Source organism: Modestobacter sp. URMC 112, assembly GCF_053502575.1.
This window is the reverse complement of record NZ_CP199957.1, coordinates 422,704-436,251: the sequence shown is the minus strand read 5'-3', so window position 1 is coordinate 436,251 and position 13,548 is coordinate 422,704. Positions and strand designations below refer to the sequence as shown.

General features: G+C 73.9%; 11 protein-coding genes. 5 read left to right on the top strand and 6 right to left on the bottom strand.

What is annotated here, in order from left to right:
- Positions 1-57: 57 nt before the first annotated feature.
- From ACWIX6_RS02010 to ACWIX6_RS01995, 4 genes are all read right to left on the bottom strand, one after another.
- The gene (locus ACWIX6_RS02010) at positions 58-1,299 is read right to left on the bottom strand and encodes a bifunctional 3,4-dihydroxy-2-butanone-4-phosphate synthase/GTP cyclohydrolase II (RefSeq protein WP_448615177.1); all 1,242 of its coding nucleotides are present in this window, start codon (positions 1,297-1,299) and stop codon (positions 58-60) included.
- A gap of 98 nt (positions 1,300-1,397) precedes the next feature.
- Positions 1,398-1,607 (bottom strand): dodecin, encoded by a 210-nt coding sequence (locus ACWIX6_RS02005; RefSeq protein WP_448615176.1) that lies wholly within the window; start codon positions 1,605-1,607, stop codon positions 1,398-1,400.
- Positions 1,608-1,708: 101 nt separating this feature from the next.
- Positions 1,709-3,199, bottom strand: a complete 1,491-nt coding sequence (locus ACWIX6_RS02000) for an aldehyde dehydrogenase (RefSeq protein WP_448615175.1) — start codon at positions 3,197-3,199, stop codon at positions 1,709-1,711.
- A 134-nt stretch (positions 3,200-3,333) separates the two neighbouring features.
- Complete coding sequence (locus ACWIX6_RS01995; protein ID WP_448615174.1) at positions 3,334-4,335, bottom strand: AraC family transcriptional regulator; 1,002 nt, start codon at positions 4,333-4,335, stop codon at positions 3,334-3,336.
- A gap of 240 nt (positions 4,336-4,575) precedes the next feature.
- Here ACWIX6_RS01995 and ACWIX6_RS01990 point away from each other — a divergent pair, with 240 nt between their 5' ends.
- Positions 4,576-5,118, top strand: coding sequence for an NAD(P)H-dependent oxidoreductase (locus ACWIX6_RS01990; RefSeq protein WP_448615173.1), 543 nt, complete (start codon positions 4,576-4,578; stop codon positions 5,116-5,118).
- Between the two features lies 1 nt (position 5,119).
- Here the strand turns inward: ACWIX6_RS01990 and ACWIX6_RS01985 are convergent, their stop codons facing one another.
- Positions 5,120-8,494 (bottom strand): pyruvate carboxylase, encoded by a 3,375-nt coding sequence (locus tag ACWIX6_RS01985; protein WP_448615172.1) that lies wholly within the window; start codon positions 8,492-8,494, stop codon positions 5,120-5,122.
- Between the two features lie 248 nt (positions 8,495-8,742).
- Between ACWIX6_RS01985 and ACWIX6_RS01980 the strand changes: the two genes are divergently transcribed.
- The gene (locus ACWIX6_RS01980) at positions 8,743-9,633 is read left to right on the top strand and encodes a DUF222 domain-containing protein (RefSeq protein ID WP_448615171.1); all 891 of its coding nucleotides are present in this window, start codon (positions 8,743-8,745) and stop codon (positions 9,631-9,633) included.
- A 363-nt stretch (positions 9,634-9,996) separates the two neighbouring features.
- Here the strand turns inward: ACWIX6_RS01980 and ACWIX6_RS01975 are convergent, their stop codons facing one another.
- Positions 9,997-10,206 (bottom strand): hypothetical protein, encoded by a 210-nt coding sequence (locus ACWIX6_RS01975; protein ID WP_448615170.1) that lies wholly within the window; start codon positions 10,204-10,206, stop codon positions 9,997-9,999.
- A 94-nt stretch (positions 10,207-10,300) separates the two neighbouring features.
- Here ACWIX6_RS01975 and ACWIX6_RS01970 point away from each other — a divergent pair, with 94 nt between their 5' ends.
- The 3 genes from ACWIX6_RS01970 to ilvA are packed head-to-tail and all read left to right on the top strand — an operon-like array spanning position 10,301 to position 13,475.
- Positions 10,301-11,230 carry an SDR family NAD(P)-dependent oxidoreductase gene (locus tag ACWIX6_RS01970; protein ID WP_448615169.1) on the top strand — a complete coding sequence of 310 codons (930 nt, stop codon included), beginning with the start codon at positions 10,301-10,303 and terminating at the stop codon, positions 11,228-11,230.
- Positions 11,231-11,240: 10 nt separating this feature from the next.
- Positions 11,241-12,170 (top strand): oxygenase MpaB family protein, encoded by a 930-nt coding sequence (locus tag ACWIX6_RS01965; RefSeq protein ID WP_448615168.1) that lies wholly within the window; start codon positions 11,241-11,243, stop codon positions 12,168-12,170.
- 45 nt (positions 12,171-12,215) lie between these two features.
- Positions 12,216-13,475, top strand: coding sequence for a threonine ammonia-lyase IlvA (ilvA, locus tag ACWIX6_RS01960; protein WP_448615167.1), 1,260 nt, complete (start codon positions 12,216-12,218; stop codon positions 13,473-13,475).
- The last annotated feature ends 73 nt before the right edge of the window (positions 13,476-13,548 follow it).

The following is a 13,548-nucleotide window of genomic DNA, read 5'->3' as shown; positions in this document are numbered from 1 at the left end:
CAGCCGCCCAGCGCAGGCCGGTGACCGTCCACGGCAGACATCGCTCGACCTGCTGGATCAGGAGTCGGCGCTGCGGAACTCCAGGTCGTGCCCCATCCGCTCCCGCTTGGTGCGCAGGTAGCGGACGTTGTGCGGCGTCTCCACCACCGGCAGGGCGACGCGGCCGACGATGGTGAGGCCGTAGCCCTCGAGGCCGCCGAACTTGGCCGGGTTGTTGGTCATCAGCCGGAGCCTGCTGATGCCGAGGTCGCCGAGGATCTGCGACCCGACGCCGTAGCTGCGGGAGTCGGCCGGCAGCCCCTGCGCGGTGTTGGCGTCCACGGTGTCCAGGCCCTGGTCCTGCAGCGCGTAGGCGCGGATCTTGTGCGCCAGGCCGATGCCGCGGCCCTCGTGCCCGCGCAGGTACACCAGCGCGCCGCAGCCCTCCGCGGCGATGGCGCGCAGCGCGTGCTCCAGCTGCCCGCCGCAGTCGCAGCGCAGCGACCCGAGGATGTCGCCGGTGAGGCACTCGCTGTGCACCCGCACCAGCGCGCCCTGGGCGGAACGCCCGGCCTCGGCGACGTCCCCCATGACCAGGGCCAGGTGCTCGCTGCCGTCGATCGTGGAGCGGTAGGCCACGGCGCGGAACGTGCCGAAGGCGGTGGGCATGCCGGAGGTGGCCACCTGCTCGACCAGGCGCTCGGTGGCCCGCCGGTAGCGGACCAGGTCCGCGATGGCCAGCAACTGCAGGCTGTGCTCCTGGGCGAAGGCAACCACCGAGGCGCCGTGCGGCATCGTCCCGTCGTCGGAGGTGATCTCGGTGATCACGCCGGTGCCGGACAGGCCCGCCATGGTGGTCAGGTCCACGGCGGCCTCGGTGTGCCCGGGTCGGACGAGCACGCCGCCCGCCCGGGCCCGCAGCGGGAAGACGTGCCCGGGCCGGCGCAGCTCCCCGGGCTTGGTGGCCGGGTCGGCCAGCGCCCGCACCGTGGCGGCACGGTCGGCGGCCGAGACACCGGTCCCGGTGTGCATGTGGTCGACGCTGACGGTGAACGCGGTGCCGTGGGCGTCGGTGTTGTCGGCGACCATCGGCGGCAGCCGCAGCTCCTCCGCGCGCTCCGCGGACATCGGGACGCAGACGATCCCCGTGCCGTGCCGGACCATGAAGGCCATCTGCTCCTGCGTCACCAGCTCGGCGCCGACGACCAGGTCGCCCTCGTCCTCCCGGTCGGCGTCGTCGACGACGACCACCATCTGCCCGGCCGCGAGGGCGGCGACGGCGTGCTGGACGGCCTCGGCCGGCGAACGGCGGGTGTTCACTGCGGACCCTCTTCCTGCCGCACCCGGCGGCACCGGTCGGCCAGCCTTCAGGGTCCCGCGCCGAGCTCGCGAGGCGTGGGGGGAAGGGTGGTCCTCTTTCAGTCGCGGAGCTTGAAACCGACCTTGACGGTGACCTGGTAGTGCCCCACCTGGCCGTCCTCGATGTGCCCGCGGATCTGGCCGACCTCGAACCAGTCGAGGTTCTCCAGGGTCTTGCCGGCCCGGCCGACGGCGTTCGTGATCGCCTCGGTGACGCCGACGGGCGAGCTGCCGACGACCTCGACGACCCGGTACACGTGGTCACTCATGAGCTCTCCTCGTACGGGGCAGCCGGCGGCTGCGCGGAACGGAGCGGCCCCCCTGCAGGGTCCCGCCGCGAGCTCGCGAGCGGTGGGGGGCAGGGGGGTCCTCACCCGAGCTGGAAGGGGTCCCGGGTCCCGCCGGTCAGCTCCACGAAGACCGACTTGGTCTCGGTGTACTCGTTCATCGCCTCGACGCCGTTCTCCCGGCCCAGGCCGCTGTGGCCGAACCCGCCGAAGGGCATGTTGGGCGCGACCACCCGGTAGGCGTTGATCCACACGGTCCCGGCGCGCAGCTTCGCGGCGACCCGGTGGGCGCGGTGCACGTCCTTGGTCCAGACGGCCCCGGCCAGCCCGTAGGGGGTGTCGTTGGCCATCTTCAGCGCCTCCTCCTCGGAGGTGAAGGTGACCGCGGCCAGGACCGGCCCGAAGACCTCCTCGCGGACGATGGTGTTCTCCGACGTCACGTTCGTGACCACGGTCGGCTTCACGAAGAGCGCGCCGCGCTCGCTGTCGGCCTCGCCCCCGTAAGCGAAGGTGGCACCCTCCTCCTGCGCCGTCTTCAGGTAGCCGAGCACCTTCTCGTACTGCGGCTGGTTGGCGACCGGGCCCATCTCGGTCTCGGCGTCCAGCGGGTCACCGAGCTTGATGGTGCTCGCCCGGGCGACGACCTTCTCGATGAGCGCGTCGTGGACGTCGGCGTGCACGATCAGCCGCGAGCCCGCCATGCAGGTCTGCCCGGTGGCCGCGAAGACGCCGGCCACCAGGCCGTTGGCCGCGGCGTCGAGGTCCGCGTCGGGGAAGACGATCTGCGGGCTCTTGCCACCGAGCTCCAGGGTGACGCGGTTGACGTTCGCGGCGGCCGCCTGGGCGACCTTGATCCCGGTGGCGGTGGAGCCGGTGAAGGCGACCTTGTCCACCCCGGGGTGGCTCGCCAGCCGCTCACCGGTCGACCGGTCCCAACCGGTCACCACGTTGAGCACGCCGGCGGGCAGGCCGGCCTCGAACAGCACCTCCGCCAGGGCGATGGTGGACGCCGGCGAGTGCTCGGACGGCTTGACCACGCAGGTGTTCCCGGCGGCCAGCAGCGGGGCCAGCTTGAAGGTGAGCAGCAGCAGCGGGGAGTTCCACGGGGTGATGGCACCGACCACGCCCAGCGGCTCACGCCGCGTGTAGGCGAAGTAGTTGGCGTTGACCGGCGGGATGGTGCGGCCCTCGAGCTTGTCGGCCAGCCCGGAGAAGTAGTAGTACCACTGCGGGAGGGCCTTCAGCTGGCCCAGCATCTCCCGCAGCAGCTTGCCGGAGTCCTGGACCTCCAGGCGGGCCAGCTTCTCGGCGTTGGCGGCGATCGCGTCGCCACAGGCCCGCATCACGGCGGCCCGCTCGAAGCCGGTCTTCGCGCCCCACTCACCGTCGAAGGCCGCCCGGGCGGCACCGACCGCGGCGTCGACGTCGTCCGGGCCGCCGTCGGCGATCCGCGCCCACGGCCGCCCCAGGTAGGGGTTCTGCGACTCGAAGGTCCGGCCCGACAGCGCGTCGACGGACCTGCCGTTGATGAAGAGCCGGAACTCTTGCATCTCGGTCGACTGGGTGGAGGTCATGGACCTCTCCTCTCACTGGATGTGGCGCCCGACACGTTGAGTGCTGCCGACGCTAGGCAGCGGCGGCGCCTCCCGCTATCCGCCCAGTGAACGGGCGTGACCGGAGAGCGCAGTCCGGACGCCCCGGGTCGGGGTCACGACCGGAGCGTGCGGCTGGGGAGCTCGCCGAAGTGGTCCCGGTACTGCTGCGCGAACCGGCTCTGGTGGAAGAAGCCCCACTTCATGGCCACGTCGGTCACGCGCACCACGGAGGGGTCGCTGCGCAGCAGCTCCGCCCGGACGTGGTCCAGCCGGATCCGCCGCAGGTAGGACATGGGGCTCTCGCCGAAGGTCTGCTGGAAGGAGGCGTGCAGCGTGCGGACGCTCATGCAGCCGACCCGCGCCAGCTCCTGCGGCGTCAGCGGCTCGTCGGCGTTGGCCTCCATGTACTCGACGATCGGACCCAGCCGGCCCAGCCGGACACCCTCGGCCGGCGCCATGAGCGCGTCGGTGTACTGGTGCCGTCCGGCGTGCAGCAGTTGCGTCATGACGAAGGCCTCCAGCTGCTCCCGCGCCAGCGGCATGGAGGCCAGACCGTCGGGCCGGTCAAGCTCGTCGGCCAGGAAGCGCACCGCGTGCAGCAGGCTGCGTCCGGCACCGGTGGTGAGGTCCAGCCCGAAGCCGAAGTCGACGACCTGGGTGACCGGCTGCCCGAGCAGCTCGCCAAGGTGCGTCTCCAGGCTGCTGCGCGGGATCTTGAGGATGAGCTGCTCGGCCTGCGGCGTCCAGCGGACCGTGTTGCGCTGCACGGGGCTCAGGACCAGGCCGCGTTCCTCGGCGAGGGTGCGCTCACGGGCGCCGTCGGTGCGGTCGGCGTCGGTCTCCCCGGCCGTGGTCAGGTTGACGTGGTAGCAGTTCTCCGTCGGCGGCATGACCAGCTCGGTGGAGGCGTGGTACGTCAGGTAGCCGAGCGTGAAGTGGTGGTCGGAGACGGCGTTGAGGGTCATGTCCACCCGGTCGTCCCGGGCGGTCAGGTCGTGCGGCAGGTAGACCCGGGTGACAGCGTCGCGGGCCTCCTCCAGGCTCCGGGTGCACACGACCGGGAAGTGCAGGAGCGGGCTCTCCCGCCGGGGCTCGTGGAGTGTGTCGGTGGGCACCCTGGACCTCCGCTGCCGCGCCGACGGCGTCGTCGGCGTCCTGTGGCGCGCGCCACATCCCGGCACGATAGGGCCCGCCGGCCGGTGCCACCAGCCACTGAGTGCGCCGACCTGTCCGCGCAGCGCGCGGCTGTCGGACGGCACCCAGCGGATACCCCGCGCGCCCCCGGCTTCCTACTCTCGGGCCTCGACCCCAGGACTGCCGTCCGGCCGGACGCGCACCCGGACGAGGAGGAGCGGATGGCGACGATCATCGGACTCGCGGGCGGCCCCGAGGCCGGCGGGCGGACCGCGACGGCGGTCGCCGGCATCCTGGCCGGAGCCGCCCAGCAGGGTGCCGACACCCGGCTGCTGGAGCTGAGCCAGGTCGCGCTGCCCGAGGTGACGGCCGCCATGGACGGCGCCGACGCGGTGGTCTTCGGCAGCCCCGTGTACCGGGCCACCTACAGCGCCCTGCTGAAGGGCGTGCTGGAGGGCACCGAGCGCGGCAAGTGGGGCGAGACCACCGCCCCGCTGCAGGGCAAGGCGGCGGCCGTCGTCCTCACCGGTGCCAGCAGCCACCACTTCCTGGCGGTCAACGACCTGCGCGACGTGCTGTCCGGGTTCTTCGCCGTCCAGGTGCTGGCGCCCGGGCTGTACCTGGACCACAGCGGCTACGTCGACCGCACCACGCTGGACGAGGGCAGCGTCGCCCTGACCGCCGCCCACGGCGCGGCGCTGGCCGACCTGGCCGCCGCCGTCCGCGGTTCGGCGGCGCTGGCCGGCCTGCGGCCGCAGCTCTGACCTACTCCAGGACGACGAGGAGGTCGCCGCCCTCGACCTGCTGGACCGCGCCGATCGCCACCCGGGCGACCTTCCCCGCCCGCGGTGCGGTGATCCCGGCCTCCATCTTCATCGCCTCGATGGTGGCGATCTGCTGGCCGGCCTCGACGGTGTCGCCGTCGGCGACAGAGAGGCTGACCACCCCGGCGAAGGGGGCGGCGACGTGGTCGGGGTTGCCGCGGTCGGCCTTCTCCGCCGACTTCACGTCCGCCGAGACGGACCGGTCCCGCACCGAGACCGGCCGCAGCTGCCCGTTGAGCGAGCACATGACGGTGCGCATGCCGCGCTCGTCGGCGTCCGAGACGGCCTCGATGGTGATCAGCAGCCGGACGCCGGGCTCCAGGTCCACCGAGTGCTCGACCCCCTGGCGCAGGCCGTAGAGGAACTCCTTGCTGGGCAGCACCGAGGTGTCGCCGTAGGACTCCCGGTGGGCCAGGAACTCCTTGGTCGGCCCGGGGAACAGCAGCCGGTTGAGCGTGGCGCGGGGCTCCTCGGCCAGCCCGCGGACGTCGTCCTCGGACAGCTCGGCGGGCGGCTCCTCGGGACGGCGGCCCTCCAGCGCGCGGCTGCGGAACGGCTCGGGCCAGCCGCCGGGCGGGTCGCCGAGCTCCCCGCGCAGGAACCCGACCACCGAGTCGGGTAGGTCGAACTTGCCCGGGTCGGCGGCGAAGTCGTCCACCGACACCCCGGCGCCGACCAGCTGCAGGGCCAGGTCGCCCACCACCTTCGACGACGGGGTGACCTTGACCAGGCGCCCCAGCAGCCGGTCGGCGGCGGCGTAGGCGTCCTCGACCTCCTCGAACCGCTGCCCGAGGCCCAGCGCGATGGCCTGCTGGCGCAGGTTGGACAGCTGCCCGCCGGGGATCTCGTGGGTGTAGACCCGGCCGGTGGGCGAGGGCAGCCCGGACTCGAACGGCGCGTAGACGCGGCGCACGGCCTCCCAGTAGGGCTCCAGGTCGTTCACCGCCCGAAGGTCCAGCCCGGTGGCCCGCTCGGTGTGGTCGGTCGCCGCGACGATGGCCGACAGCGGCGGCTGGCTGGTGGTGCCGGCCATGCTGGCGACCGCGCCGTCCACGGCGTCCACGCCGGCCTGCCAGGCCGCCATCAGCGTGGCCAGCTGACCGCCGGCGGTGTCGTGGGTGTGCAGGTGCACCGGCAGGTCGAAGCGCTCGCGCAGCGCGGTCACCAGGGTGGCCGCGGCCGGCGGGCGGAGCAGCCCGGCCATGTCCTTGATCGCCAGCACGTGCGCGCCGGCGTCGACGATCTGCTCGGCGAGCCGCAGGTAGTAGTCCAGGTCGTACAGCTGCTCGGCCGGGTCGGAGAGGTCGGCGGTGTAGCAGAGCGCGACCTCGGCGATCGCCGTCCCGGTCTCCCGGACGGCGTCGATCGCCGGCCGCATCTGGCTGACGTCGTTGAGCGCGTCGAACACCCGGAAGACGTCGATGCCGGTGCGCGCCGCCTCCTCCACGAACGCCGTCGTGACCTGCTCGGGGTAGGGGGTGTAGCCGACGGTGTTCCGGCCGCGCAGCAGCATCTGCAGGCAGACGTTGGGCACCGCCTCGCGCAGCGCGGCCAGCCGGTCCCAGGGGTCCTCGTGCAGGAACCGCAGCGCCACGTCGTAGGTGGCCCCGCCCCAGGCCTCGAGGCTCAGCAGCTCCGGCGTGGAGCGGGCGACGTGCCCGGCGACGGCGAGCAGGTCCTTGGTGCGCACCCGGGTGGCCAGCAGCGACTGGTGGGCGTCCCGGAAGGTGGTGTCGGTGACGGCCAGGGCGGTCCGGTCGCGCAGGTCGGCGGCGAACCGCTCCGGGCCCAGCTCGCGCAGCCGGTCCCGCGACCCGCTCCGCGGCTCCTGCGCCAGGTCCACCCGCGGCAGCTTCTCCACCGGGTTGACCAGGTGCGGCCGGTCGCCGTGCGGGTGGTTGACGGTCACGTCGGCCAGGTAGGTGAGCAGCCGGGTGCCCCGGTCGGCCGAGCTCCGGGCGGTGAGCAGGTGGGGGCGTTCCTCGATGAAGGACGTCGTCGCCCGGCCCGCGGCGAAGTCGGGGTCGTCCAGCACCGCCTGCAGGAAGGGGATGTTGGTGGAGACGCCACGGATGCGGAACTCGGCCACGGCCCGGCGGGCCCGGGCCACCGCGATGTCGAAGGTCCGCCCCCGGCACGTCAGCTTCACCAGCATCGAGTCGAAGTGCGCGGCCACCTCGGCACCCAGCGCCGTCCCGCCGTCCAGCCGCACCCCCGCGCCTCCGGGCGACCGGTAGGCGGTGATCCGGCCGGTGTCGGGACGGAAGCCGTTGGCCGGGTCCTCGGTGGTGATGCGGCACTGCAGCGCGGCGCCACGCAGCTGGACGGCGTCCTGGGAGAGGCCGAGGTCGGCGAGCGTCTCCCCCGACGCGATCCGCAGCTGGCTCTGCACCAGGTCGACGTCGGTGACCTCCTCGGTGACCGTGTGCTCGACCTGGATCCGCGGGTTCATCTCGATGAACACGTGCCGGCCCTCGCGGTCGACGAGGAACTCGACCGTCCCGGCGTTCACGTAGCCGATCTGGCGGGCGAAGGCGACGGCGTCGGCGCAGATCCGCTCCCGCAGCGCCGGGTCCAGGTTGGGCGCGGGGGCCAGCTCGATGACCTTCTGGTGGCGGCGCTGCACCGAGCAGTCCCGCTCGTAGAGGTGGATGACGTTGCCTTCGGCGTCGGCGAGCACCTGCACCTCGATGTGCCGCGGGTCGACGACCGCCTGCTCGAGGAAGACGGTCGGGTCGCCGAACGCCGACTCGGCCTCCCGCATCGCCGCCTCGATGGAGCTGCGCAGCTGGCCGCGGTCCTCGACCCGGCGCATGCCGCGGCCGCCGCCGCCGGCGACGGCCTTGACGAACACCGGGCCGTCGATGGCCTCGGCCGCGGCCAGCAGCGCGTCGACGTCCCGGTCCGGGTCGGTGGAGGCGAGCACCGGCAGCCCGGCCTCCCGCGCCGCGGCGATGGCCCGGGACTTGTTGCCGGTGAGCCGCAGCACGTCGGCGGACGGGCCGACGAAGGTGACGCCCGCCTCCGCGCAGGCCGCGGCCAGGTCGGGGTTCTCCGACAGGAACCCGTAGCCGGGGTAGACCGCGTCGGCGCCGGCGCGCTGGGCGGCGCGGACGATCTCGCCCACGTCGAGGTAGTTGCGCACCGGGTGGCCGGGCTCGCCGATCTCGTAGCTCTCGTCTGCCTTGAGCCGGTGCACGGAGTTGCGGTCCTCGTGCGGGAACACCGCGACGGTGCCCGCGCCCAGCTCGTAGGCGGCACGGAAGGCGCGGACCGCGATCTCCCCGCGGTTGGCGACCAGGACCTTTTCGAACACGGGCGGAGTCCTCTCGTGCCGGGCGGGCCCTCGGGCACCGCGTCGGGTCCGACCGTAGCGGTGCCGCGTTTCGGCGGGCATCCCTCGGTCGAACTCGCGCGGACCGATCGCCGTCCGATCGTGCCGGCCGGCCATCCGGGGGGTGTCGCCGCGGTTCGCGCAGCCCTCTGACCTGGCCTTTCCTCTTGTACGGACACCCGCGTGGCGGTAGACTTCGAACACCAGTTCGAAGCGCTGCGGGAGGTGTCATGGGCGAGCTCACCTCGACCCTGGACGCCTACGCCGCCGAGGACCTGCACGACCTGAGCGACGGGCTGGTGCTGGACCGGGTCGCGGAGCTGCTGCAGGCGCGTAACAAGCTCGACGCCGAACTGACCCGCACCGTGCGGCACGCCGACCGCACCCAGGCCACCGAGCACGACGGGATCAAGACACCACAGTCCTGGCTGCGCGGCCACGGCCGGCTCTCGCCGGGCGCCGCGTCACGGCTGGTGCACTCGGGTCGGGCGCTGGAGCACCTGCCCGCGGTGGCTGCGGCGTTCGCCGCCGGGGAGGTGACCGCCGAGCAGATGGCGGTGCTGGCCACCGCGGTGCGGCCCGACCGGCTGGCCGCCGCCGCCGAGCAGGGCATCGACCTTGCCCCGTTCGACCAGGCCTGGGCGCAGGTGGCCGCGGAGGAGCCCTACGAGCGGCTGGTCGGAGCCGTGCAGTCCTTCCAGGCCGCGCTCGACCCGGACGGGCCCGAACCCGACCCGACCGAGGGGCGGCGGCTGAGTTTGGCCAGGCACACCGAGGGTGGGAGCGGCCGGTTCGAGCTCGACACCGTGGGCTTCGAGAAGAGGAAGGACCACCCCCTCCCCACGCCTCGCACGCTCGGCGCGGGCCCCTGGGGGTGGCCGCTCCCGTGGCCCGACTGCAGGGGCCCGGCGCGAGCTTGCGAGCGGCGGGGGGCAGCCGGGTCCTTCTGCTGCCCTTCCTGCGCACCGTCAAGCCGCACGTCATCGTCACCATCGACGTCGAGGACCTCACCGACACCACGACCACCGGGCCAGGGGCAGCCACCACCGGTTTCGGCGCGCAGATCTCCGCCGCCCGGGCCCGGTGGCTGGCCTGCGATGCGACGATCTCCCGGATGGTGATGAGCCCTGATGGGCTACCGCTCGACGTGGGCCGCGACAAGCGGGTCGTCCCGCCACACATCCGGCGGGCGGTGGAACGCCGGGACCGGCACTGCGTCTTCGCCGGCTGCACCGCCCCGACCCACTGGTGCGACGTCCACCCGGCCGCCCCCAGGGGCCCGCGGCGAGCTTGCGAGTCGTGGGGAGGGGGTGGTCCTTCCACACACCAAGGTCCACCACGGGTTCCGGGTCGAGCGACCACCGGACGGCCGATGGCGCACCTACCGCCCCGACGGCACCCAGATCCTCATCGCCCCACGCCTGTAGGCAGTGGCCGGAGGCTGCCGCCGCCGAAGGGATCTTCGGCGGCGCAGTACCACCGCCTCAATAGACGGAGCCGTCCGGCAGGTGCGTTCCGGGCTCGAGGATGGCCGCTTCGAGCTCCGCGCCGACGAACGAGCATCGGTCCAGCCACAGCCGAGCAGGCAAGCGCAGCGACACGAGCTCCAACCCGTCGAAGGACAGTGCCTGCACGCGCACTGCGGCCGAGAGCAGCTGCTCTCGGGTACCGAGCTCACGCGCCGACTGCAACACGCGGACATGATCCAGCAGGGCGGTACCAGCGGTCGTCTCGGGGCGGACTGACACTGCAGGGCATGGCGGAGCCGCCTGGGGGTAGCGGAGCGAGGTGACGGCTGAGCAGACAGCAACCCCTCCCTCGTCCACCCCCGAAGAGCTCGGCCGCCGCGAGGTCGTGCTGGTCACCGGCGCCTCCAGCGGGATCGGCCGGGCGACCGCCGTCCTGTTCGCACAGCGCGGCGCCTCGTTGGTGCTCGTCGCCCGCAGCGAGCAGACGCTGACCGCGGCCGCCGTCGAGTGCCGCGCGGCCGGGGCCGCGGCCGTCGAGATCGCAGCGGTCGACGTGCTGGACCGGGCCGGCCTGCAGGCCGCCGTGGACACCGCGACCGGCACGTTCGGCCGGCTCGACGTGGTCGTGCACGCGGCCACGGTGATGGCCTACGGCCGGCTCGAGGACCTGGACCCCGACGTCTTCGAGCGGGTCGTCGACACCGCGCTGCACGGCACGAACAACCTGATCAAAGCGGTCATCCCGGTCTTCCGTCGCCAGCAGCAGGGCTCGATGATCGTGGTCAGCTCCCTGCTCGCCTCCGTCAGCGCGCCGACCATGGGCGCCTACATCGCCGCCAAGTGGGGCCAGTTGGGCATGGTCCGGACGCTGCAGCAGGAGCTCCGCGAGCTCCCCGACGTGCACGTGTCCGCCGTCGCGCCGGGCGGTACGACCACGCCCATCTACGACCAGGCCGCCACCGTGCTCGGCAACACCGGCCACCCGCCGCCGCCGGTCTACACCCCGGAGCGGGTGGCCCGGGCCATCGTCGACCGGGTCGCGCACCCGCGCCGGCTCAAGCAGTCCGGCTTCGCCAACCCGCTGATCATCGCCGGGTTCCGGCTGTTCCCGCCGGTGTACGACGCCCTCGTCGGCCCGCTGCTGCGGGTGTTCGGCATGTCCCGGGACGACGTCCCGTCGACCACCGGCAACGTCTTCGCCCCCGTGCCGGAGAAGGAGGCCACCCGGGGGAAGTACTGGGGCCTCTGAGCGACCTCCCGTGCTCCCCCTGACCGGCCTGCCCGGGATCGCCCGCGCCCGCTTCCGGGCCCGGGTCTCCGGCGACCCCACCGGCGCCCCGGACTGGGTCCGCGACATCGCCTCGGTCGGCGAGGGGCCAGGCTGGTTCGCCCCGGACGGCGTGGTGTGGCGGGTGCACGGCGACCTCTCCACCCTGGTGGGCGGCGTCGGCGCCCTGCTCGGTCAGGGGGCGCACCCCCTCGCCCTGGCCGGCGTCCAGCGGCACTCGGCCTACCAGCTGGACCCGTGGGCCCGGCTGGCCGGCACCGCCCGCTGGTTGGTGGTCAGCACGTTCGGCTCCGCGGAGCTGGCCGAGCGGGAGTCGGCCCGGGTCCGCGCCCTGCACACCCGGGTCCGCGGGACCACGGACGACGGGCGGGCCTACTCCGCCTCGGACCCCGAGCTGCTCCGCTGGGTGCACCTCGCCTTCACCGACGCCTTCCTCGCCGCCCAGGAGGCCGTGGGCAGCGACCTGACCCCACGCTTCGGCCGTCGCTGGGCCGACACCTACGTCGCCGAGTGGGCCCGCAGCGCGCAGGCGCTCGGAGCACGGGACCTGCCCGCGAGCGAGGCCGAGCTCGCCGAGGCCCTGGCGGAGTACGCGCCGGTACTGGAGCCCGTGCCGCAGGACCTGCGCAGCTTCCTGTCCGCACCGCCCGGGTTGAGCCCGCCGGAGCAGCTGTTCTACGCCGGGCTGTCCGGAGCGGCCGCGCTGCTGGTGTCCCCGACGATCGCCCCGCTGGCCGGCGTCCCCGGCCGGGCGGCCCGCGGACCGGCCCAGCGGGGGCAGCTGGTGGTCACCCGCCTCCAGCTGCGTGCGCTGCACCTGGCCCTCGGCTCCCACAGCCCCTCGGAGGAAGCCGCCCGCCACCGGACCGGCCTCGGACCCGCGCCCGCCTGGGCCGGCTGACCCGGCCTCGCCGGCCGCGCCGCACGGCTGGGCGAAGATGGTGCGATGACCAGCGTGCGCACCAGCTTCTCCGGCGAGGTCCAGGAGGCCGCCCGACGGCTGGCCGGGGTCGCCGAACGGACGCCGCTGCAGCGCAACGCCCGGCTGTCGGAGCTGACCGGGGCCGCGGTCTGGACCAAGCGGGAGGACCTCCAGGTCGGCCGCTCGTACAAGGTGCGCGGCGCCTACAACACGATCAGCCGGCTGGACGCCGCCGGGCGGGCCGCCGGAGCGGTGACCGCCAGCGCCGGCAACCACGGGCAGGGGGTGGCCTACGCCTGCCGGGTGCTCGGCGTCCGGGGCCGGGTCTTCGTGCCCGGGACGACGCCGCGGCAGAAGCGGCAGCGGATCGCCGCCCTCGGCGGGGACATGGTGGAGCTCGTCGTCCAGGGGGACACCTACGACGACGCCGCGGCCGCCGCGGCCGCCCACGCCGCGGCCACCGGGGCGACCCTGGTGCCGGCCTTCGACGCGCTCTCCACCGTGGCCGGGCAGGCGACGGTGGCCGTCGAGCTGCTGGAGCAGCTGGGCACCGTCCCCGACGTCGTCGTCCTGCCGGTGGGCGGCGGCGGCCTGCTGGCCGGCTGCGCCACCTGGCTGCGCGAGCACTCGCCGGGCACCCGGGTGGTCGGGGTGGAGCCGGCCGGCGCGGCCAACATGGCCGCCGCACTCGCCGCCGGGCACCCGGTGGAGCTGTCCGAGATCGACACCTTCGTCGACGGCGCCTCGGTCCGCCGGGCCGGGGACGTGACCTTTCCGCTGGTCCGGGACGCCGGCTGCGAGCTGGTGACCGTGCCCGAGGGCCAGGTCTGCACCGAGATGCTCGAGCTGTACCAGGTGGACGGCGTCATCGCCGAGCCGGCGGGCGCCCTGGCCAGCGCGGCGCTGACCGGTGGCGCCGTCCTGGTGGAGCCCGGGCAGACGGTCGTGTGCCTGTTGTCCGGCGGCAACAACGACGTCAGCCGGTACGCCGAGGTGGTCGAGCGCTCGCTCGTGCACCAGGGGCTCAAGCACTACTTCCTGGTCGAGTTCCCCCAGGAGCCCGGCGCGCTGCGCCGCTTCCTGGACGAGGTGCTCGGACCGGACGACGACATCGTGCTGTTCGAGTACGTCAAGCGCGACAACCGGGAGACCGGCGCGGCGCTGACCGGCATCGAGCTCGGCAGCGTCGACGGGTTCGCACCGCTGATGGCCCGGGTCGAGGCTGGTCCGCTGAAGATCCAGCACCTCGCGCCCGGCACCACGGCCTACCGCTTCCTGGTCTGACGGACCCGTCCCGCGCTTTCGGTACCGAAAGCGCGGGTGTCGGCCCCCAGCAGGGGCCCGCGCCGAGCTCGCG

Coding starts and splice junctions, on each gene's coding strand:
- ACWIX6_RS02005 (WP_448615176.1), bottom strand. CDS start 1,607: ATGAGTGACCACGTGTACCGGGTCGTCGAGGTCGTCGGCAGCTCGCCC.
- ACWIX6_RS02000 (WP_448615175.1), bottom strand. CDS start 3,199: ATGACCTCCACCCAGTCGACCGAGATGCAAGAGTTCCGGCTCTTCATC.
- ACWIX6_RS01990 (WP_448615173.1), top strand. CDS start 4,576: ATGGCGACGATCATCGGACTCGCGGGCGGCCCCGAGGCCGGCGGGCGG.
- ACWIX6_RS01980 (WP_448615171.1), top strand. CDS start 8,743: ATGGGCGAGCTCACCTCGACCCTGGACGCCTACGCCGCCGAGGACCTG.
- ilvA (WP_448615167.1), top strand. CDS start 12,216: ATGACCAGCGTGCGCACCAGCTTCTCCGGCGAGGTCCAGGAGGCCGCC.